Source organism: Pseudomonas sp. H1_F01 (assembly GCF_054681425.1).
In genome coordinates this window covers 4,217,252-4,237,305 of the sequence record NZ_CP162823.1, presented here as the reverse complement: position 1 = coordinate 4,237,305, position 20,054 = coordinate 4,217,252, and the positions used below count along the sequence as shown (strand labels likewise).

Below are 20,054 nucleotides of genomic sequence, written 5' to 3'. Positions count from 1 at the left end.
GGGCGCCAAATGCGCTTGTGTACCGTCCTGGGGTCCTGTGTCGCACTGGTGTTTTGGCATCCGCAACGCTTGTTGGGTGGCATGTGTCATTACATGCTGCCGCGGCAACGGTCGCAAGGCGTGGGCAACCTGAACGGTCGTTACGCCGCCGATGCGTTGGCGCTGCTGTTGGAGTGCATTCATCGTGCGGGGGCTCGGCCCGAGCAGTTCGAGGTGAGCCTTTTTGGCGGGGCTGACATGTTCCCAGGGATCAAACGGTGCAACGGTATCGGGATTGGCCAACAGAACGTCGATGCCGCCAGGAGCCTGATCCAGGCCCATGGGTTGCAATGCCGGGTTTATCACGTAGGTGGCCGGGGGCATCGCCACCTGGTGTTCGATGTGAGCACCGGACGCCTTCAACTCAATCATGTCAACTCGCTGCTCAAGGTATTCGAAGCGCCCAAGAGTCATGCCTGATGGCGCGGATCAAGGTGTTGATTGCGCGGTGGCATGCGGCGTTCGCGGACATCAGCCCTGAGATCGTGCCGTCGTTTCAGACCAGTCCTTCATTCAAGGCGTAGCGCACCAGGTCTGTGCTGGTGGCAAAGCACATCTTCTCCATCAGCCGTGTCTTGTGGGTGCTGACGGTTTTATTGCTGATCACCAGTTGTTCGGCAATCTGGTTGACGCTCAGCCCTTGAGCCAGCATGCGCAGGATCTGGAATTCACGTCAGGTCAGGCTCTGCGCAGCGTTTTCGGGCGTTACACCGCTGCTCTGGAGTGCGATCTGCTCGGCCAGTTGTGGATCCAGGTAGCGCGCCCCGGTGCTCACCTTGCGGATCGCTGCCAGCAGCGCTTCCGGGTCGCGGTCCTTGGTCATGTAGCCTGAGGCGCCGGCGCGTAGCGCACGTTGGGCTATATGGGCTTCATTGTGCATGCTCAAGATGAGCATCGGCAGCTTGGGGTAATGGGCGTGGATACGGCCAATCAAATCTTCGCCACTTGAACCGGGCATGGTCATGTCGAGCAGTAGCACGTCTACGTCTGTGTGGCGCAGCAACTCCAGGACCTGGGCACCATTTTCCGCTTCCGCCACCACGGAAAAATCCTTGACCAGCGCGAACAACTGCTTGAGGCCTTCGCGCATGATCGTGTGATCGTCGGCCACCATTAAACGGATCATGAGTCGTGACTCCTTGAAACAGGTACGCGCAGTTGAACGGTAGTACCGCTGCCGATGCTGCTGGATATGGTGGTGGTCCCTCCCAAAGTCAGGCCCCGTTCGCGCATGCCCAGCAAGCCGAGGGTCCTGGACGATTGTTCACGTTGCTCAAAGCCTTTGCCGTTGTCGGTGATTTCCAGCGACCAGCCATTGTCGCCTTGCTCAAACGTGATGTTGACCCGGGTGGCTTCGGCGTGCCGGGCAATGTTGGTCAGCGACTCCTGGGCGATTCGAAATGCAGCGGTTGCACTGGCATCGTCCAGACGGATTTGCGGCGGATGAATCTGCAGGTTGCAGTCGATGCCCCATTGCTGCTTGAACGTGTCGGTCAGCCATTCCAGTGACGCGGCGATACCCATGTTGAGGATGGAAGGGCGCAGGCTGGTGGAAATATCCCTGACCACTTGCACCGTCTGGTCGATCAGTTGCAGCAGGCGTGCGACTTGTTCACTGAGCTGGGGCAGTTGCTCGCCGTACTGGAAGCGCAGCAGCGACGTGCCCATGCGGATTGCGGTCAGATGTTGCCCGAGTTCATCGTGGATCTCCTGGGCGATCAACTTGCGCTCCTCTTCCCGCGCACTTTCCCGACTGGACATCAATTGGCGCAGTTGCTTGTTGAGCGATGCCAGGCGCAGTTCGGCCAGGCGCAGCTGCGATATATCGCGAACGACAGCCAGCACGGTGGCAATTTTTCCCTGGATGTCCTGCTCGGGAACGAGACTGATGTGATACACGCGTTGCAGTCGATGCTGCTCGGTGAGCACATACTCATGCTCCAGGGGCTGGCCCTTTTCCACAGCTTCGATGACGGCTGCACGGAATAGTTGGCTCTGCAGGTTTTTCGGCAGGATCTCGAGCAGGTCCTTGTGCAGCAAGTCGATCTGCGGGCGATCCAACCAGGTTTCCAATGCCGGATTGATGAACAACAGTTCTCCCGTGCGACTCAGTCGTGCAATGCCATCAGGAGAGTTTTCAACCAATGTGCCGAGTTCCTGCTGCCGGGCCAATTCGTTGCGCCGGGCTTCCCGGATATCGGTGATGTTGCGAGCAATGCAGACCAGGCGATGCAAGCGCCCATTTGAATCGGCTACGGGCACCAGGTTGAAGTGGACAACGATCGAGCGTTGACTGCAAGGCAGATGCGCATCCAGCTCGATGGGAGCACCCACGGCGATGCAGTGCAGGCAGATAGCCTCGACAATACTTGCGGCTTCTTTTTCCAGGCATTGGCCCAACGGTTGGCCGATCATGTCCGAATGACTCTTGGCGAGCATCTCGCACAGCTTTGGATTGGCCTCCAGGCAACTGAGTTGCTGGTCGGCATCCACAGCGAGCAGGCAAAGCATGTCTTGCGAATGATCGAAGACTTCGCGGTAGCGACGTTCGCTTTGGGCCAAGTGGCTGTGGGCTGAGCAGCGCTCCCAGGCGATGGCGCCGATATGACTGGCCATTTGCGCATGCTTGCGGTCCTGCTCGCTCAGTTGGGTTTCACCGCCGACGAACAACAGGATGACGCCCAGCGTGACGCCGGTCTTATTGATCACCGGTTCTACCCAGCAACCCCGGTAGCCTGCCTGCAAGGCGGGCTGGCTGAAAGCAAGGTCAGAGGCATCGCGCCTTAAATCACGTATGAAGTGAGGATGCTCGAACAGCCCGGGATGTCGGCCAAGGTCGTCGGCCAGGCAGGTTTCAATCAAGGATGTGTCCGTCGGTGGCGCTCGAAGGGAATCGTCGCCGGGCACGGCTTTGAAAGCCATGGCGTTGCGAAACTCGGGTGTCAGGATTTCCAGGTAGGCGCTGAGCAGCGGCAGCACCTCAAGCAGCGTGTCGTTAGTGACCATTTTTTGGAAAATGGCAGAGCGCGCATTTTCGGCGCGCTCCTGGCGGCGCAACGCACTGATATCCTGGGCCGTGACAAGCGCTCCGCAAAGCTCGCCTGTTTCGTCATGCTCCGGCGTCAGGTTGCACAGGAAATCCACGGAGCGACCTGAATACGGGTCCCTGCTTTCCAGCAGGAACGTGTTTGCTGCGCCGGTAGATAACGTGAGTTTTACTTGCGTGCGAAAGTACTCGTCGAGCTGATCGGGTGTCGAGGTGCGTTCAGTAATGTGAGTGTTGGGAAAGCCCCTGGCGCGCTCAAGCTCAGGGTTGGCGTAGATTTGTTGTCCGAGCCGGTTGTAGCGAAGGATGATGTTTTGTGAGTTTTTGGCCAGTGACAGGTACTTTTTTTCGTTATTGAACAAGGCCTGGCGCAGGGCAAGGTGTTCACTGATGTCTTCAAGCTGCGACACAAAGTAAAGCGCCCTTGCATCGGGGGTACGGGCGATACCCACCGTCAATCGTGCCCACAGTGTGCTGCCGTCTTTTCGAATGTAGCGTTTTTCCAGTGTCAGGCTTGAGCGTTGCCCCTGGATGAGCCGGTTTAATTCATCCTTGCTGACATCGGTATCGTCCGGATGAGTCAGCCGCTGGAAAGACGTCGCGCGAAGTTCTTCTTCGGTGTAGCCAAACATCTGGCACAACATTTGATTGGCCGCGATCCATTCGCCGCTTATTCGCAGCAAGGCCAGGCCCGTACCGGCGGAGTCGAACGCCAAGCGATAATCCTGCTCGGCAAGGTGGATGTGTTCGGCACGGTGGATTTTTACCAGGTACGTGGATTGTTGCGCTTTGTAGTCGAGCTTCACACTCAGCGTGTCACCACCGGCCGACATGCCCTGGAAATGCCAGCTACCCTTGAGCCGAGCATTGGTGATGTGCTGTTCAAAAGTCTGCGGCTTGAGAGAAAACAGGGAGGGTAAGGGAACCAGGGAAGCGGCGGTCTCGCTTAACCCCAGCAATCCGCTGGCGCAGTCATCCATGATGAGCAGCGCCCCCTGGGCATCCAGCAACAAGACACCCACGTCGTCCGCATCCTGCGTGTCCGGTGTTGCTACCGCAATGGCTGAATCCATTCGCCCATCCTCTGGCAACTCGTTCCTGAGCATAGCTTAAGTCTTGAGAGCTAAATCGAGTGTTCGACTATGGTCATAGGGCTGCCCACGGGTTTTGATCGATGCTTGGTATACCTGCAGGGTTTTGCCCGCGGACGAAAGGAAGGGGGTTACCTTGGACAGATATCAAGGATGAGACCACAATGATGCCGCTGTGATATCAATTGTGTGGCCGGCGCAACGAGCGTATCTATGCAAGCAGCTTCAAAGAATAGGGTCAGTTTGCGCAGATGGATCTGGCGGGCGTTTGCCAGTACCAGCCTGTTGCCGCTCGTCTTGGTGGAAGGCGTGCTGATTAGCACTTATTTCATCACGAACCAGTCCATTCGAAACTCCCAGATCGAGCACCTGCATCAAAGTGCAACACGAGACATTCAGGTATCGGTTCAGCAGAATGCGCTGTTGGTGCAAGAACAATTGGAGCAGGTTCACAAAACGATCAGTCTTTATGCCAAGTCCACTGAGCATGAGCTCACCGAAAACCAGCCTCCCGTGGCGGCATCGCTTTCAGCAAGTGCCGATGGTGTCCGTTACAGCGCAGCAAACGACGGAGCGTCCGCCTCGTTTTATTCGAATGTCACCCCGCTGAAAAAGCAGGACCTCTACAAGATATCGCTGCTGGCGAATCAGGACTTCATGATGAAGCAGTTGAAGGACGGGGATCCTCTGATTGCCAGCATCTATTTCAATACGTGGGACAGTTATAACCGGATTTATCCCTGGTTTAATACGCTCGAGCAGTACCCACATGATATGGACATCACCCAATACAACTTCTACTACTTGGCCGATGCAAAACATAATCCTGATAAAAAAGTAGTCTGGACCGATGTCTACCTGGATCCCGCCGGCCAGGGGTGGATGATGTCTGCCATTGCGCCGGTCTACAGCGGCGACTTCCTGGAGGGCGTAGCCGGGGTCGACGTAACGGTCGATGGCATCTTGAAGCAAATAGAGCAGTTGAAGATGCCTTGGGGTGGCTACCTGATGCTGGTCAACAATAAGCTCGATATCATGGCCGTGCCCAAGGCGGGGCAACGTGACTTTTCCCTGCGAGCCGTCGATAACCAGCCCGCTGGAGAGCCTGTTGATCGCGAGCGCCTGCAATCGCCGGATTTGAACCTCTCTCGTTATCCGGACCTCGCCAGTCTCAATAAGAACTTGCCGGGTCATCCAGAGGGCATTGTTGCGCTGACGTTGAATGGACGGCCTCACCTGGTCGCCTGGAGCGAGATCCCCACCACCGGCTGGCTCTTGTTGGCGGTAGTGGACGAAGCGGCGGCGATGCAGGAAACCAATCTGCTTGCCAGTCATTACCGCGAAGTGGGGTACCTGTTGGTCGCGGGGCTGGTTGTGTTCTATGCCTTGTTCTTTGCCTTCATGTGGTGGCGCACACGTGATCTCAGTCGCCAGTTGAGCACGCCGGTGCAAGGGGTCTCTCGCATGATGCGAGAGATCGGCCGGGGTAACTGGCAACCAGCGGCAAGTCCTTCCGATATCACCGAACTGTGGTCAATGTCTGACCAGGCACTGGGGATGGACAGGCAGTTGGCCCAGGCCGAATTCATACGCAGCTCCACACAGCAGCGTCTGGAGTTGGTCATGGAGAGTTTTGCCGAAGGGCTCTGGGAGTACTACCCGAAACGGCAGCGTTTTATTCTCAAGGGTGCCCTGAGCCAGCGTTTCGGCTTTGCCGTCAATGAAGTGCCGATGGCGAGATTGCTGGAGAACATTCCCGTTGAAGATCGGCAAACCTTCACCCAGTTTCTGGAGGAGGCCAGGGGCAGTGCAAGCGTGGCGCCGGAAGTGGAGTTCCGGATCAGGGACGTGCATGGAAAGCTGATCTGGATCCTTTGCCGGGGCCGTACGCTGGAGCCCTCTCGGCTGGATGATTCCAGTGTCGTGGTCGTGGCGTGTGTCGACATTACGACACTCAAGCAGACCCAGTTGGATCTGCGGGAGAAAACCCTGGAGGCAGAGGCCGCCAGTACTGCCAAGTCCAAATTCATCTCCAGCATGAGCCATGAGCTGCGTACGCCATTGAATGCGATCTACGGGTTTGCCCAGTTGGGGCTCATGCAGTCGCCTGCCCCGGCATTGGAAGAGACGGCCAACCTGGAGGAAATCATCAAGGCCAGTGAACACCTCATGCAGTTGGTTGACGATCTGCTGGACCTCTCCAGCTTGCAGGCCGAGAAGCCACTGCTGGATCTCAAGCCCGTACACGTGGCAAGCCTGTTATCCAACTGCGCTGACTTGGTCCAGCAGCAAGTCTCGGCGCATGGCCAGACGTTGCACATCAATGCTCCCCTGGATACATGGCATGTCTGGGCGGATAAGCGTCGCCTCAAGCAGGTCCTGATCAATCTGTTATCCAATGCAATCAAGTACAACCGGCCCGGTGGAGACATTACTCTGGGGGCTTTGGTTGTCGAGGACGGAGCCAGGCTTCGTCTTTATGTGACGGATACCGGCATGGGTATTTCCCCGGCTTTGCAGGGCGAGCTTTTCAGACCCTTCCAGCGTTTGGGTAAAGAGAACTCGTCCATCCAGGGGACTGGCATTGGCTTGGTGTTGTGCCGAGATCTGGCGCTCCTGATGCACGGCACCATGGGCTTTGAAAGCCACGTCGAAGTCGGGACGACTTTCTGGATCGACCTGTGCTCGGCGGCGTTTCCTGTGCCGGGGAACGAGTCCAAAATGTCGGCGATAGCCTTGCCACGCGTGTTGTTGGTGAGTAACGACCCCAAGGATGCTGAGGTGGTTCGAGAGGCGTTAATCGGCGACTTCGAGCTGGAACGGGTTGATACTTTGCCCGAAGCGGGTCTCGTGCTTGATGCCACGGCGGTCAGCGTATTGATCGTCGCCACTGCCGACCCAGTGCCGGTGCTGAACACTTTTTTCAGCGGCTTGCGCACGCGTATCACAAAGACTGCCATGTCGATCATCGTGGTCCGTGCGGCCGTCGATCACGCTTCGGTTGGCCAGCTTGAATGCCAGGCCATCGTCTCTTCTCCATTGGAGAGGCAGAGTATTCGTAGTCTGGTATTGACGCTCGCCACGGGGAGGGCGGATGTATGTTTGCCAAAGTAGATGCGCAAAGCAGGATCGTCATTATCGACGACGTGGCCACTAACCTCCGGCTTCTGGATTCATGCTTGCGAGCCGTGGGCCTGCAGAACATCACCACATTCAGCGACTCTGCCAAAGGACTGGACTGGTTGCTTGCGAACGCCTGGGACCTGCTGTTGTTGGACCTGGACATGCCCGCACCCGACGGCTTTGAGATCCTTGATCGCCTCAATGCACGTGACCGCACGGAATCACCGGTCATCATCGTGACGGCCTTGAGTGATCAGCAGAACAGGCGCAAAGGACTGGAAATGGGCGCCAACGACTTCATCTCCAAACCCATTGATCTGCCTGAAGTGCTGCTCAGGGTGCGTAATTGCCTGGAGCTGGCGCAGGCGGCCAAGCTCCTGCGCGACGTCAATGCTGAACTTGAGCGCAAAGTGGAACTGCGCACGGCCCAGCTGGCTTCCAGCTACAGGGCGATCAACAGCAGCTTGAGTCGAGCAGCCAGCTATCGCGATGACGACACGGGGCAGCATATTGTCCGTATTGGCGAGTCCGCGGCTTTGTTGGCCAAGGCAATCGGCATGCCCGCGCAATGGTGTGACCTCATGAGGATGGCTGCACCGATGCACGACGTTGGAAAAATCGGCATTGCAGATGCCATTCTGCAAAAGCCTGGAGCATTGACCTCGCAGGAGCGGGCGATCATGCAGGAGCATGCCCGCATTGGTTATGAAATCCTGCATGACCCAGAGGGCTCTCCGTTGACGGACCTGGCAGCGGAAGTTGCCCTGTCGCATCACGAACGTTGGGATGGCACCGGCTATCCCAAGGGATTGCAAGGCAAGGAGATCCCGTTATCGGCAAGGATTGTGGCGATATGTGATGTGTATGACGCCATAAGGATGCCTCGCGCCTATAAGCAGGCTTGGGATGTCGAGCGTTCCAGGCGTTTCATCATCGAACAAGCCGGTACCCAGTTCGATCCTTTCCTGGTGGATGTCTTTTGTAATCTCTTTGACGAAATAGATCGCTTGCGCCTGCCTGATGCGCAGGAGGGCTGATGTTCAGCGTACTGCCTGGCCAAGGGGAGCGGTCAGAAAGCGGTTTTCTTGAAGCAGCGAGCGGACACGCCCCGAAAGAACGACCAAATGGCGAGCCCCTGCACGACGACCGCTGCTGTCACGACGGCGACGATGGCGTGATTCGGATCGCGGAAGAGCGAGCGCACCAGGCCGAAAAAGGCCGGGGCGAAGGCGTAGGTGGCTTGACTGATCGCGACCATCAGGGCGATTACCCTGGCGGTTTGTTCACGGCTGAACTCGGTCTGGGCTATCAGTGGCGGCAAGGAGGTGGCATTGCCAATGCCTGAACCGATCAACACCACGGCTATCCAGGCCACTGTCGGGTGAAGATCCAGGCCGAGAAGCATCAGCGTGCCCAGCATCTGGATGACATAACCGAGGCAGGCCAGTTGTCGGCGGTTCACGCCTTGGATCATCAAGCGTGCGGCGACGTATCGCCCGCCCATCGCACTGGCAGTGGCCAGACCCATGGCGAATGAGGCCTCATGCGCCCCCATGCGACCCACCAGGATCGAGTACAGGTGCGCGATCAAGCCGATCTGGGCGAACAGCCCCAAGGACATACCGGCTGCCAGGGTGCGGAAACTTGCCGAGCGGAGGGTCTGCATGGCGGTCCACGGCGTGGCGCTGGCGCTGATCGGCACGGGTTCCGGTTGGTCTGCATTGTCGGGATGTTGCCCCAGGCTTTGTGGGCTTTTGTTGAAGACCAGGAAAGCGAAGGCGCCTATGAGCAGCACCGCGACAATGCTGATCACCAGCGCCGCCATGGCAAAGCCGAAACGCTCGATCAACAACACCCACAGCGGCGAAAAGATCACCCCACCCAGGCTGGCGCCGTTGTAGGCCTTGCCCAGGGCCTTGGGTCTCTCCTTGACGTACCACGGCGCGATCAGGGTGTTAACGGCCGCAGCACCCAATGTCACCCAGCCGATACCCGAGCAGAGGGCGCCGGTATACAGCACCCATAACTGGTTGGCGTGAGCCCAGATGTTTACGCCAATGCCCAGGACGATGCTGCCCAGCAGGGTGATGGCGGGTATCCCGAAGCGCGCGTAAAGGCGCGGCAGGTTGGCGATGACAAGCGTGCCGCTGAGAAAGTGCAAGGTCACGGCAGCCGAGACCTGGGCGATCGGCCAACCCGTGCGCTCCATGACGGCTTGCATGTAAATCGGCGGCCCATAGAAGCCGATCCCCCAGCCGATAATCGCCAGGATGAACGTGCAGGCCAGTACGGTTTTTCCATAAAAGCGGGTGTGTGTCATCGCCATCTCCTCCAGGGTGGCTCACAGACTATGGGATCGACAGGTTCCTCACTTCGAGGTGCGTCGAACTGTGGATGTCGGGCGGGTGATCTTCATGGGCAAAGATGCAATCGTCGAACCGACCTCTTCGACAATCCGCAGAACGACCGCACCAAGCTGTTCCTGAGCCAGATCCTGCATTGAGGATGAAGTCCAATAGCCTAGCCTGGCGTCTGTTAAAAAAATATTCGTAGCGGGCTGTCGATTTCGGCCAATGCCATTCGATTAACCCATAGAGCCGCCACACGGACGGCCTAATCCATCCACTCTCAGGAGATCAGAGCATGCGATTTATGGTGATCGTCAAAGCCAGTCCGGAATCGGAAGCCGGAGAAATGCCCAGCGCAGAACTGCTGGCCGCCATGGGTGCCTACAACGAAGAGCTGGTCAAGGCCGGGGTAATGCTCGCCGGTGAGGGCCTGCACCCCAGTGTCGAGGGCGTGCGCGTGCAGTTTTCCGGCAAGGACCGGACGGTGATCGACGGGCCCTTTGCTGAAACCAAGGAGCTGATCGCCGGCTTCTGGATCTTCAAGGTCCAGTCATTGCAGGAGGCCATCGACTGGGTCAAGCGCTGCCCGAACCCGATGGTCAGCGACAGTGAAATCGAGATCCGCCAGATCTTCGAGCTCGAGGAGTTCGGTGAGTCCTTTACCCCCGAGTTGCGCGAGCAGGAAGAACGCCTGCGGGCGCAGATGTCCGATCAATCGTGAAACCGACCACAGGAGACCCCACCATGAGAATCATTCCTTACCTGACCTTCAACGGTAACTGCAAGCAAGCTTTCGCCTTGTATAAGGAGGTACTGGGCGGCGATCTGTTTTCCATGTCTTTTGCCGAGGCCCCCGAGGAAACCGGGATGCCCAAGGATCCCAACCTGATCATGCACACTTGCCTGACCGTCGGCGCTTTCAGCCTGATGGCCTCCGACTGCCCACCGGGCCAACCGTTTCGCAAGCCGCAAGGCGTGTCGGTTTCCCTCAACGTCGACAGCGTGGAGGAGGCCGAGCGGCTGTTCAATGGTTTGAGTGCAGGTGGCAGCGTGTACATGCCCCTGGAGAAGACCTTTTGGGCGGAACGCTTTGCCATGTTCGAAGACCGTTTCGGGATTGCCTGGATGGTCAATTGCGAGGGGGAAAAATAAGTCGAGCGCAGCCCACGGATGGACGACTTGGGTGAGCACGCTCCAGGGTTTGCCTCTGTCAGGTGAACCTTGCGCCAATACTGCGTTCACTTATTGAGTTGCCGTTTCAAGTGGTCCTGTGGGAGCGAGCTTGCTCGCGATGGCGGAGTGTCAGTCTCTATCTCTGTAACTGATCCACCGCTATCGCGAGCAAGCTCGCTCCCACAAGGGATCAGTCTGAATCCGGCGGCTGCCCTCCAGTGCCGATAAGGATTTCGCATGCATCCAACCTCGTCCACATTCCCCTTGAACGCCGCCGTCGAACGCGAGCTCAGTCCACGTGCGGTCAGTACGGGAATCGTCCTCGGTATCCTGCTGACACCTTCCAATGTCTATGCCGGGTTGAAGATCGGCTGGTCGTTCAATATGTCGATCATTGCCTTGCTGGTTGGCTATGGCATCTGGCAAGGCTTGGCGAGTCGATCGGTGGGTCGGCTGCCCTGGACACTGCACGAAAGCAACATCAACCAGACCGTGGCCTCTGCCGCTGCGTCGATCATTTCCGGTGGGCTGGTCGCGCCCATCCCGGCCTATACCTTGCTGACCGGCCAGCAGTTGGACGCCATTCCCATGGTGGCCTGGGTCTTTTCGGTGAGCTTCCTGGGGATTTGGATTGCCTGGTACCTGCGCCCCTCACTGCTCAATGACAAGGCGCTGAAGTTTCCCGAGGGCATGGCGACCCTCGAAACCCTGCTGCATATCTACAACCACGGCCACGAAGCTGCGACGCGCTTGAAGGTGCTGCTCAGCGCCGCGTTGCTGTCCGGGCTGGTCAAGGCGGTCGACACGTTCATGTGGACCATCCCGCGCTGGTCTCCGAGCGCCCAACTGGAGCGCCTGACGTTTACCGCCGACCCTTCGCTGTTGTTAGTGGGGTTTGGCGGAATCATCGGTATTCGCGTGGGCCTGACCCTGCTGCTCGGTGCCTTGCTGGCGTGGGGCGGGTTGGCGCCGTGGCTGCTGGCGCAAGGCTTGGTGCGGTTGCCGCACGGCGGCAGCGGTCCGCAGTTCGCTGCGTTGGTGGAGTGGTTGCTCTGGCCGGGGGTGAGCCTGATGGTCTGCTCGACCCTGGCCTCGTTGGCGATTCGCTTGTGGGCATTGCATCGGTCCACCAAGGCGGGCGGCGGGGCGATCTGGACGATACCCAAGCCTGGGCCTGCCGTCGGTTTCGTACTGTCGATCATCCTGGTGGTGAGCCTGCAAGTGCTGTTGTTCGGCATCAATCCGTGGATGGCCTTGTTGACCATTCCCTTGGCGATCTGCCTGGCGGCGGTGGCCGCCCGAGTGGTCGGCGCCACGGGCATTCCGCCGATCGGGGCTATCGGCCAATTGTCCCAGTTGAGTTTCGGCATCGTCGCCCCGGGGCAGGTGCCGATCAACCTGATGAGCGCCAACACCGCCGGTGGTTCGGCCGGGCAGTGCACCGACTTGATGAACGACTTCAAGGTAGGCCGGGCGATTGGTGCCACGCCGCGCAAGCAGTTGATCGCCCAGACCCTGGGGATTTTTGTCGGTAGCATCGTCGGGGTGTTGGCTTACCTGGCCCTGATCCCGGACCCGCAAACCATGCTGCTCACCGAAGAGTGGCCGGCCCCGGCGGTCGCTACCTGGAAGGCTGTGGCACAAACCTTGACCCTGGGCCTGGATTCATTGTCTGCGAGCATTCGCTGGGCGATTTTCATCGGCGGCCTGGTCGGCTTGTTGTTGGGAATCCTCGACAGCCTGCTGCCGGCGCATCTGGCTCGCTACCTGCCAAGCACGGCGGCCTTGGGCCTGGCCTTCGTCTTGCCGGCCTCGGTGTCGCTGATGATGGCCCTTGGTGCGGTGCTGACGTGGCTGGTGAGCTGTCGTTGGCCGAGCCTCACGGAACGTTTCGCCATCACCGCGGCGGCGGGGTTGATTGCCGGGGAGAGCATTACCGGGGTGGGGGCGTCGTTGTGGCAGATGCTTGGGAATGGGTGAGATGGAGTAACTATCGACGGTTGGGGTCCGTCAATGCGATGGGCGCGCTTCAGAGAGGTGTGTATATCCGTTACCGCGGCAACGGATATACACACACCTAAGCAGCAAGCCTGCCAAGCCGTCCGGTTCAGGTCTTCCCTGCGGACAGGCGGGTCAGCCCCGCGGCCAAGTTTGTCGGGGACGCCTTCATCGAGATTGCCGCCGATCTGGTCGAGCGCAAGATTTGGGCCGGACACATGCTCTGAGCAAGGGGTTGTGTTGCCAATTGGCTCCCCATCAATCGGCCGGTTCAAGGCGCGGTGGGCAGCCCCAAGACCACTCAGTCCACGAAAGCTGGGTGGTTTTGGGTTTTTCGTTGTCGACGAGGGTCAAATTGCTAAGGCTGGGCTGCGGTCTTGGTGGAGACAATCTTGCCGTAACCTTCTACCGGCAGCGTCTCATGGACCACCAAGGTACGTTCTTTGCGACACTTGAACTTCACCCCTTTGCGCGGCGCCATGACTCTGGCCGTCTCCATGCACATTGCCTTGGAAGCAAAGGTTGGCCCTGGTTGTCGTTCATCGACACAGCCTTCGAAGCCACTGCAGATCGTCATCACAACAAAATAAACAGTCATCATCTCGGTGTTGCTCCATTGAGTGATGCGATTGATTACTTCCTGTAGTCCAGGTCGGTGGCCTAAACGTTTTGCGGGGTTGCTTGCGGATGATGAGCTTCGATTTGAACCCCCAGCAATGGCGCATTGGTACCGTGCGTCGGGAAACCGTCACTGTATTAATTTATTTTTATTAGGTAGGTTTTTATGCCAATAAGTTGGCGCCATGGCGGCTGTAGTAGACGCTTTGAGGAGCGGTCGGGATAGCCTGCAGGCACCGATATTCAGGCGTTAAAAAGGAAAGGGGTGGGATAAAGGGAAATGCCGCTCAGTTAAGAAACGAAACCTGTGGGAACGGGCTCGCTCCCGCTGGAAATTCCCTTTACCCACAAAGGAGCTGATGGCAGCAGAACCGACTATTCTTTCGGAACACTGCATTCTTGGCAAAAAGGGACGTCATGCCAGACATTGATCGCACCACCGGCCCCAGACACGGCATCACATGCGGTGATCGAACCTGTTCGATTGGGCCCAGGTTAGTAAGGCCCTGGCGACTGCGAATGGCCTCAATAGCGGTTTCCTGTGTTTTCATGGCCACTTCCGGATACGGTCAGGACCTGCCAACCGCAGCGGGTCTCGGAAAAGCCACGGTCACGGTGATTCAAGCGCAGGAAATCGTTTCCAAGGCCACCCTCGGTGCCGTTCGCTGGAGCGGCCCTGAATCTGGCCCGCAAGCCCAGCGGGGCAAGAACATCGCGCTTGTCGCAGAAGATTTGCGTAACGGAGGCATTGTCGGTGTCGCGCAGGGTGCCCGGGAGGCCGCCAGCGCGTTGGGCTGGACGCTGAAGATATTCGATGGTGCTGGCTCATCGGCTGGACGCGCAAAGGCGTTCTCCGATGCCCTGGCTGCGAAGCCCGACGGCCTTATTCTGTGTGGCTCCGATGCCCTTGAGAACAAGGCGGCGCTGCTGCTCTTCGCCAACAAGGAGGTACCGGTGGTTGGCTGGCACGCCGGAGTACGCCCGGGGCCGATTGACGGTACGCCGGTGGCCATGAACGTCACCACCGACCCGCTTGAAGTGGCGCGCCTCACGGCCATGGCGGCAGTGGCGCAGTCAAACGGACGCGCCGGCGTGGTCATCCTGACCGACTCCAAGTACAGCATTGCCATGGCGAAAGCCAAGGCCATGGAAGACGTCATTCGGGCCTGTCGTGAATGTACGTTGCTGGAGGTGCGCGATGTGGCGATCTCCGAAAGTGGCGAGAAGATGCCGGCGATCACCAAGGAACTGCTTCAGCGCTATGGCAAGCGCTGGACCCATACGTTGGCCATCAACGACATCTATTTCGACTACTCGATTGCCTCGCTGACCAGCGCCGCCATACCCAGTGATGGCATCAGTCTGTTGTCTGCCGGTGACGGCAGCGCTTCGGCTTTCTTGCGCATACAGGCAAAGACCTACCAGACCGTGACTGTGGCCGAGCCGCTCAACCAGCACGGCTGGCAAGTGATGGATGAATTGAACCGGCTGTTTGCAGGTCAGCCAGTGAGCGGCTTCGTCGCGCCGATTCATTTGGTCAATAACGACAATATCGCCTTCGATGGCGGGAAAAAATTCCAGTACGATCCTGACAATGGCTATCGAGACATCTATCGCCACCAATGGAATCCCTGACGTTGGATATGACTTCCCGGTTTGGACGCCAGCTCTTGCCACAATCGCTGCGCGCACAATTCACCCTGGCGTTCCTGACGCTGGCGCTGCTGATCCTGGCAGGCGGTGCTACGGCGGTCTACGCGCTGCGCACCTCAAACAGCGCCACTCGCCAGTTGACGGATGAACGACTGGTCCGCATGCAAAATGGGCAAGACATGGTGCAGCGCACCTTGCTGATCGAACGCCAGACCGACCAGCTTCTGACAACCCGTTCCTCCGACATCCTGCGCTCAAGCTATGCGGCGACCGTCGAACAGCTTGAAGCGCTCGATCAACTGGTGCAGCAACTGACTGCCGCAAACAGTGGCGTGGCGATACTCGATATGCATCAGTCGAGTCAGATGTTCCGCAATACCGCCAACATCGTTGCGCAACTGCGAGAAAGCCTGCTGCAAACCGAGGTCACCTTCGAGCAGACCCTGGAGGACCACACCGCTCGATTGACGGCGACCAACACCCGGGCCAGCCTGGAGCTGGCGGTGCTGCTTTTCGATCTGCCGCAGGCGGTTGACAGTGAGGCCGTGCAACGGCTGCGGGCCCGATATGAGCGCCTGCCACGCACCGCAGGCGCGTTATCCGACGCTGACGTGCAGACGCCGGATCTCTTCTCCCTGCGCCAGACGCTCATCGATCAACATAACGTCCTGCAGCGCTTCAACGAGCAACTAAAGAACGAGGCCGGGGGCCTCGTCGCGGTGGCCCGTACGCAATCGAGCGCCTACACCCAGGACTATCGCGAAGCGGTGCAGCGTCTGGTCGAGGCCTCGAATCGCAGCCAGCAATGGGTGCTGATCATGTTGGGCGCCAGCCTGGTGTTCGCCTGGTTCGTGACCCGGGTTTTCATGGGCCGTCATGTGCTCGTGCGCCTGAATGAAATTAGCCGGCAATTGCGTCAGGAACACACGGACAAAACGCATTTGCTGATGGCCGACCATGGGAAGGACGAGATCGGCAACATGGCGCGGGCGGTGAATCAATTTCTCGAAGACCGGCTTCAGCTGGAGAAAAGAACGGCTCAATTGAGTATCGCCACAGAGCGGCTCGCCGTGCAAAACGACCGATTGGAACAAGAAGCGATCATCCGTACCGGGCAAGGTCATGTCCTGGAACTGATCGCCAGGAGCACCGAGCTTACAGAAGTGCTCGACAGCCTGGCCCACCTGGTCGAGTCCCAACTGGAGGGCATGAAGGTCTCCATCCTGCTGCTGGATGAGGAGGGTAAACACCTGCTGCACGGGACTGCACCCAGTTTGCCGAAAGCCTATTGCCAGCTCATCGACGGAATTGAAATCGGTCCGAACGTCGGTTCATGTGGCACCTCGGCGTATCGACGAGAGCCGGTCATCGTCACGGACATCGAGCAGGATCCACTATGGGAAGCATACCGTTCACTCGTTGCGCCCTATGGGTTTCGCGCCTGCTGGTCGACGCCGATCCTGTCCCATGAGCGAAAGGTCTTGGGTACGTTTGCCTTGTATGCCAACACCGTGCGCAGCCCCAGCGCGGCCGAGACGCAACTGATCGACCTGGCGACACCGCTTGCCGGCATTGCGATAGAGCGCCAACTGACCGAAAAGCGCATTCGCTTCATGGGCGACCATGACGCACTGACCGGGCTGCCGAATCGCACGCTGCTCGAAGACCGCCTCAAGCAGGCGATGCTTTATGCCCAGCGCTACAACCGGCTGGTGACAGTGGTGTTTCTCGACCTGGACAAGTTCAAACTGGTGAATGACAGCCTTGGGCACAGTGCCGGGGACGAACTGCTGAAAACCGTCGCCCAGCGCCTGCTGGGGTGTGTGCGGCGTACCGACACTGTCGTGCGACTGGGTGGCGACGAGTTTGTGATCATCCTGTTCGACCAACCCTCGGACCTGGACGGCGTGACGCCAGTCTTGCACAAAATCCAGGAAGCCATCCTGCGGCCGATTCAACTCGGCGGCCATACGCTTCACGTCACCTGCAGCATGGGACTGGCCACATATCCGGCCGACGGCAGCGATACCGACACGTTGCTCAGCAATGCGGACGCCGCCATGTACCGGGCCAAGGAGCTGGGGCGCAACAGCTTCCAGTTCTATACGAGCGAGATGAATAACAAGGTCCAGGGCAAGCTCGCCATGCAAGATGGGCTGCGAAGCGCACTCTACAACGACGAGTTCCTGTTGTTGTACCAGCCACAAGTGGATTTGCAGTCAGGCCAGATCATCGGCGTGGAGGCATTGATCCGTTGGCAGCATCCCGAGCTGGGCATGGTCTCTCCCATCAAGTTCATTCCCCAGGCCGAAGAGACCGGGCTGATCGTACCCATCGGCGACTGGGTGATTCATACCGCCTGCAGACAGAACAAGGCGTGGCAGGATGCCGGCTGGCCGCCGATCACCATGTCGGTGAACATCTCGGCTCGCCAGTTCATCGAAAGGGACCTGATCGACCGGGTGATGCATGCCTTGCAGGAAACCGGATTGGACCCGATGTACCTCGAGCTGGAGCTGACCGAAAGCCTGATCATGCAAGACCTTCAGCAAGCCATCAGCAAAATGAAGGCCCTGCAAGCCATGGGGATCAGCCTCTCGATCGACGACTTCGGCACCGGCTATTCCAGCCTCGCCGCATTGAAAAGCTTCCCGATCGCCAGACTCAAGATCGACCAGTCTTTCGTGCGTGATCTACCTGACAACGAGAACGACAAAGCCATCGCCACCGCCGTGATTTCGTTGGGGCACAAGCTGAATCTCAAGGTCATTGCCGAGGGGGTCGAAACCGAGGAGCAACAAACCTTCTTGCGTGATAACGGCTGCGATGAAATCCAGGGGCACTTTTTCAGCAAGGCGGTCAGCGCGGAGGAAATCAGCCGGTTACTGCGTACGTCCGGAGTGTCTGAACCAAGCCGCCTTGCCAGCCCTGGTTCGGTCAGGCAAAAAAAACGCGAGGTAAAACGCCCGAGCGGTCCAATGTCCGGGCGTTGATGACGCAGCGTGCGCTAGCGCGCTGCTGTGCCGGCCAAGCCTGCAATCAGGCGCGAACACCCACACGGGTGTGCAGGTGTTCGGTGTTATCCAGCCTCAGAACTGTTCGGGTTGCAGTTGCAACAATGACGGGCTGCCAGCGCGGATGCTTTGTTCCAGGCTGAGGATGCGCGGTAGCAGACGGCTGAAGTAGAAGCGCGCGGTGCCCAGCTTTGCACCATAGAACGCAGGGTCTGTGGCGTGTTGGTGTTCGGCTGTCTGGGCCATGCGTGCCCACATGTACGCGTAAGCGACGTAGCCGAACAGGTGCAGGTACTCGACGCACGCGCTGCCGATGGCGTGGGGATCGAGGCTGGCCTGTTGCTGCAGCCAGTCGCTGAGGTTTTCCAGGCGTTGCACGGCGTCCAGCAGCTCGGCGGCATAGGCGGCGCCGGGCAGGTAAGCGAAGTCACGGATCTGAGTGGTGAACAGCCGCAGGGCCACGCCGCCGTTGCCCACTACTTTGCGCCCCAGCAGATCGAGGGCCTGGATGCCGTTGGTGCCTTCATAGATTTGAGCGATGCGCACATCGCGTACCAGTTGTTCCTGGCCCCATTCGCGGATGTAGCCGTGGCCGCCGAATACTTGTTGGCCATGGATGCAACTGTCCAGGCCGGTGTCGGTGAAGAACGCCTTGGCCACTGGCGTCAGCAGGGCCACCAAGGCTTCGGCGTCGTGTCGCTCCTGGGAGTGTTCGCAGAACTTGGCCAGGTCCAGTTGCTGGCCGACGTAGCAGGCGAAGGCCCGGCCGCCTTCGGTCATGGCCTTCATGCTGAGCAGCATGCGGCGCACGTCGGGATGGACGATGATCGGGTCGGCGATCTTGTCCTTGGCCTGGGCGCCTGCGGGGGACCGGCTCTGGATGCGTTCCTGGGCATAGCGACGGGCGTTCTGGTACGAGGCTTCGGCACAACCAATACCCTGGATGCCAATGGATAGCCGCTCGTAGTTCATCATGGTGAACATCGCCGCCAACCCCTTGTTGGCCTCGCCGATCAGCCAGCCACTGGCACCGTCGAAATTCATCACGCAAGTGGCCGAGGCCTTGATGCCCATCTTGTGTTCGATCGAACCGCAGCTGACGGCGTTGGATTCCCCCAGCATACCCTGTGCATCAACGTGGATTTTCGGCACCAGGAACAGCGAGATGCCCTTGGGCCCGGCGGGCGCATCCGGCAGCTTGGCCAGGACCAGGTGAATGATGTTTTCCGTCAGGTCCTGCTCACCGCCGGTGATGAAGATCTTGCTGCCGGTGATCTGGTAGCTGCCATCCGCCTGGGGTTCGGCGCGGGTGCGAATGATGCCCAGGTCGGTGCCGGCATGGGCCTCGGTAAGACACATTGAGCCGGCCCAGCGACCCTCATACATCGGCGGCAGGTACAGCGCCTTGAGTGCTTCGCTGGCGTGGGCGTCGATGGCCAGGCAGGCGCCGGAACTCAGCGCCGAGTACAGGGCGAAGCTGGAGTTGGCGGCGTAGAGCATTTCTTCGAACTGCACGGCGAGCATCTTTGGCATCCCCATGCCGCCATAGGCCGGGTTGCCGCTCAGGCCAACCCAGCCGCCGTCGATGTAGGTCCAATACGCGGCCTTGAAGCCGCCCGGTGTGCTGACCTGGCCGTCGTGCCACTGGGCACCTTCCTCGTCGCCGCTGCGGTTGAGTGGAAAGATCAGGTTATGGGTGACCTTGGCGGCTTCTTCGAGAATCGCATCGGCGGTGGCGGCATCGACAGTATTCGCCAGCGCGGGCAGGCGGGCCCAGAGGTTCGGTGCGTTGAAGACTTCGTGCAGGACAAAACGCATGTCGCGCAACGGGGCGTTGAATTCGGGCATTGCAATGAGCCTCATGCAAGGAAAGGAGGTTGGATGGCCGCAGTTGCGCGGATCACGATCCCAGGCCCCGCTGACGTGCGGGTGCTCGCCGGCCCACGAGACG

12 protein-coding genes and 3 pseudogenes are annotated in these 20,054 nt (G+C 59.1%); 10 read left to right on the top strand and 5 right to left on the bottom strand.

The genetic code is table 11. From position 1 onward, the window contains the following. The first annotated feature begins 9 nt into the window (after positions 1 to 9). Positions 10 to 459, top strand: a complete 450-nt coding sequence (locus AB4O09_RS19065; RefSeq protein ID WP_049798023.1) for a chemotaxis protein CheD — start codon at positions 10 to 12, stop codon at positions 457 to 459. 76 nt (positions 460 to 535) lie between these two features. Here the strand turns inward: AB4O09_RS19065 and AB4O09_RS19060 are convergent. After that, a pseudogene (locus tag AB4O09_RS19060) lies at positions 536 to 1,165 on the bottom strand (response regulator). After that, positions 1,162 to 4,158 carry a sensor histidine kinase gene (locus AB4O09_RS19055; RefSeq protein ID WP_013692995.1) on the bottom strand — a complete coding sequence of 999 codons (2,997 nt, stop codon included), beginning with the start codon at positions 4,156 to 4,158 and terminating at the stop codon, positions 1,162 to 1,164. Before AB4O09_RS19055 ends, AB4O09_RS19060 begins: the two are co-directional and overlap by 4 nt. Before the next feature lie 231 nt (positions 4,159 to 4,389). Between AB4O09_RS19055 and AB4O09_RS19050 the strand changes: the two genes are divergently transcribed. Together AB4O09_RS19050 and AB4O09_RS19045 are read left to right on the top strand one after the other, a co-directional pair. Beyond that, a complete protein-coding gene (locus AB4O09_RS19050; protein ID WP_460053189.1) occupies positions 4,390 to 7,290 on the top strand; it encodes a sensor histidine kinase in 2,901 nt (966 codons plus the stop codon). Then, positions 7,275 to 8,336: an HD-GYP domain-containing protein gene (locus AB4O09_RS19045; protein WP_053162335.1), complete on the top strand. Its 1,062-nt coding sequence runs from the start codon at positions 7,275 to 7,277 to the stop codon at positions 8,334 to 8,336. The genes AB4O09_RS19050 and AB4O09_RS19045 overlap by 16 nt, the downstream gene beginning before the upstream one ends. A 32-nt stretch (positions 8,337 to 8,368) precedes the next feature. Here the strand turns inward: AB4O09_RS19045 and AB4O09_RS19040 are convergent, their stop codons facing one another. Continuing rightward, positions 8,369 to 9,619, bottom strand: a complete 1,251-nt coding sequence (locus tag AB4O09_RS19040; RefSeq protein WP_460053191.1) for an MFS transporter — start codon at positions 9,617 to 9,619, stop codon at positions 8,369 to 8,371. A 64-nt stretch (positions 9,620 to 9,683) separates the two neighbouring features. On the opposite strand from AB4O09_RS19040, the pseudogene glnQ reads away from it, so the two are divergent. The 5 genes and pseudogenes from glnQ to AB4O09_RS19015 form a co-directional block, all read left to right on the top strand. Beyond that, positions 9,684 to 9,802 (top strand): annotated as a pseudogene (gene glnQ, locus AB4O09_RS19035) (glutamine ABC transporter ATP-binding protein GlnQ); the annotation flags it as partial. A 140-nt stretch (positions 9,803 to 9,942) separates the two neighbouring features. After that, complete coding sequence (locus AB4O09_RS19030; protein WP_013693001.1) at positions 9,943 to 10,368, top strand: YciI family protein; 426 nt, start codon at positions 9,943 to 9,945, stop codon at positions 10,366 to 10,368. A gap of 23 nt (positions 10,369 to 10,391) precedes the next feature. Further along, complete coding sequence (locus AB4O09_RS19025) at positions 10,392 to 10,799, top strand: VOC family protein (RefSeq protein ID WP_003200614.1); 408 nt, start codon at positions 10,392 to 10,394, stop codon at positions 10,797 to 10,799. Between the two features lie 258 nt (positions 10,800 to 11,057). Then, complete coding sequence (locus tag AB4O09_RS19020; RefSeq protein WP_039011591.1) at positions 11,058 to 12,800, top strand: OPT family oligopeptide transporter; 1,743 nt, start codon at positions 11,058 to 11,060, stop codon at positions 12,798 to 12,800. A gap of 125 nt (positions 12,801 to 12,925) precedes the next feature. Beyond that, positions 12,926 to 13,045: pseudogene (locus AB4O09_RS19015) on the top strand (LysR family transcriptional regulator); the annotation flags it as partial. 131 nt (positions 13,046 to 13,176) lie between these two features. On the opposite strand, the gene AB4O09_RS19010 reads toward AB4O09_RS19015, so the two are convergent. Beyond that, the gene (locus AB4O09_RS19010) at positions 13,177 to 13,317 is read right to left on the bottom strand and encodes a hypothetical protein (protein ID WP_155252598.1); all 141 of its coding nucleotides are present in this window, start codon (positions 13,315 to 13,317) and stop codon (positions 13,177 to 13,179) included. Between the two features lie 734 nt (positions 13,318 to 14,051). Here AB4O09_RS19010 and AB4O09_RS19005 point away from each other — a divergent pair. Further along, entirely contained in the window at positions 14,052 to 15,071 is a 1,020-nt protein-coding gene (locus tag AB4O09_RS19005) for a substrate-binding domain-containing protein (protein ID WP_028236553.1), read from the top strand. Beyond that, positions 15,059 to 18,082 carry an EAL domain-containing protein gene (locus AB4O09_RS19000; RefSeq protein WP_027912379.1) on the top strand — a complete coding sequence of 1,008 codons (3,024 nt, stop codon included), beginning with the start codon at positions 15,059 to 15,061 and terminating at the stop codon, positions 18,080 to 18,082. The genes AB4O09_RS19005 and AB4O09_RS19000 overlap by 13 nt, the downstream gene beginning before the upstream one ends. Positions 18,083 to 18,178: 96 nt before the next feature. Here the strand turns inward: AB4O09_RS19000 and AB4O09_RS18995 are convergent, their stop codons facing one another. Continuing rightward, a complete protein-coding gene (locus AB4O09_RS18995; RefSeq protein WP_028236552.1) occupies positions 18,179 to 19,951 on the bottom strand; it encodes an acyl-CoA dehydrogenase C-terminal domain-containing protein in 1,773 nt (590 codons plus the stop codon). Positions 19,952 to 20,054 lie beyond the last annotated feature (103 nt).

What these genes read in the sequence shown, in the direction of transcription:
- AB4O09_RS19065 (WP_049798023.1), top strand. Translation starts at nt 10, where the DNA reads ATGCGCTTGTGTACCGTCCTGGGGTCCTGTGTCGCACTGGTGTTTTGG.
- AB4O09_RS19055 (WP_013692995.1), bottom strand. Translation starts at nt 4,158, where the DNA reads ATGGATTCAGCCATTGCGGTAGCAACACCGGACACGCAGGATGCGGAC.
- AB4O09_RS19050 (WP_460053189.1), top strand. Translation starts at nt 4,390, where the DNA reads ATGCAAGCAGCTTCAAAGAATAGGGTCAGTTTGCGCAGATGGATCTGG.
- AB4O09_RS19045 (WP_053162335.1), top strand. Translation starts at nt 7,275, where the DNA reads ATGTTTGCCAAAGTAGATGCGCAAAGCAGGATCGTCATTATCGACGAC.
- AB4O09_RS19040 (WP_460053191.1), bottom strand. Translation starts at nt 9,619, where the DNA reads ATGACACACACCCGCTTTTATGGAAAAACCGTACTGGCCTGCACGTTC.
- AB4O09_RS19030 (WP_013693001.1), top strand. Translation starts at nt 9,943, where the DNA reads ATGCGATTTATGGTGATCGTCAAAGCCAGTCCGGAATCGGAAGCCGGA.
- AB4O09_RS19025 (WP_003200614.1), top strand. Translation starts at nt 10,392, where the DNA reads ATGAGAATCATTCCTTACCTGACCTTCAACGGTAACTGCAAGCAAGCT.
- AB4O09_RS19020 (WP_039011591.1), top strand. Translation starts at nt 11,058, where the DNA reads ATGCATCCAACCTCGTCCACATTCCCCTTGAACGCCGCCGTCGAACGC.
- AB4O09_RS19010 (WP_155252598.1), bottom strand. Translation starts at nt 13,317, where the DNA reads ATGGAGACGGCCAGAGTCATGGCGCCGCGCAAAGGGGTGAAGTTCAAG.
- AB4O09_RS19000 (WP_027912379.1), top strand. Translation starts at nt 15,059, where the DNA reads ATGGAATCCCTGACGTTGGATATGACTTCCCGGTTTGGACGCCAGCTC.
- AB4O09_RS18995 (WP_028236552.1), bottom strand. Translation starts at nt 19,951, where the DNA reads ATGCCCGAATTCAACGCCCCGTTGCGCGACATGCGTTTTGTCCTGCAC.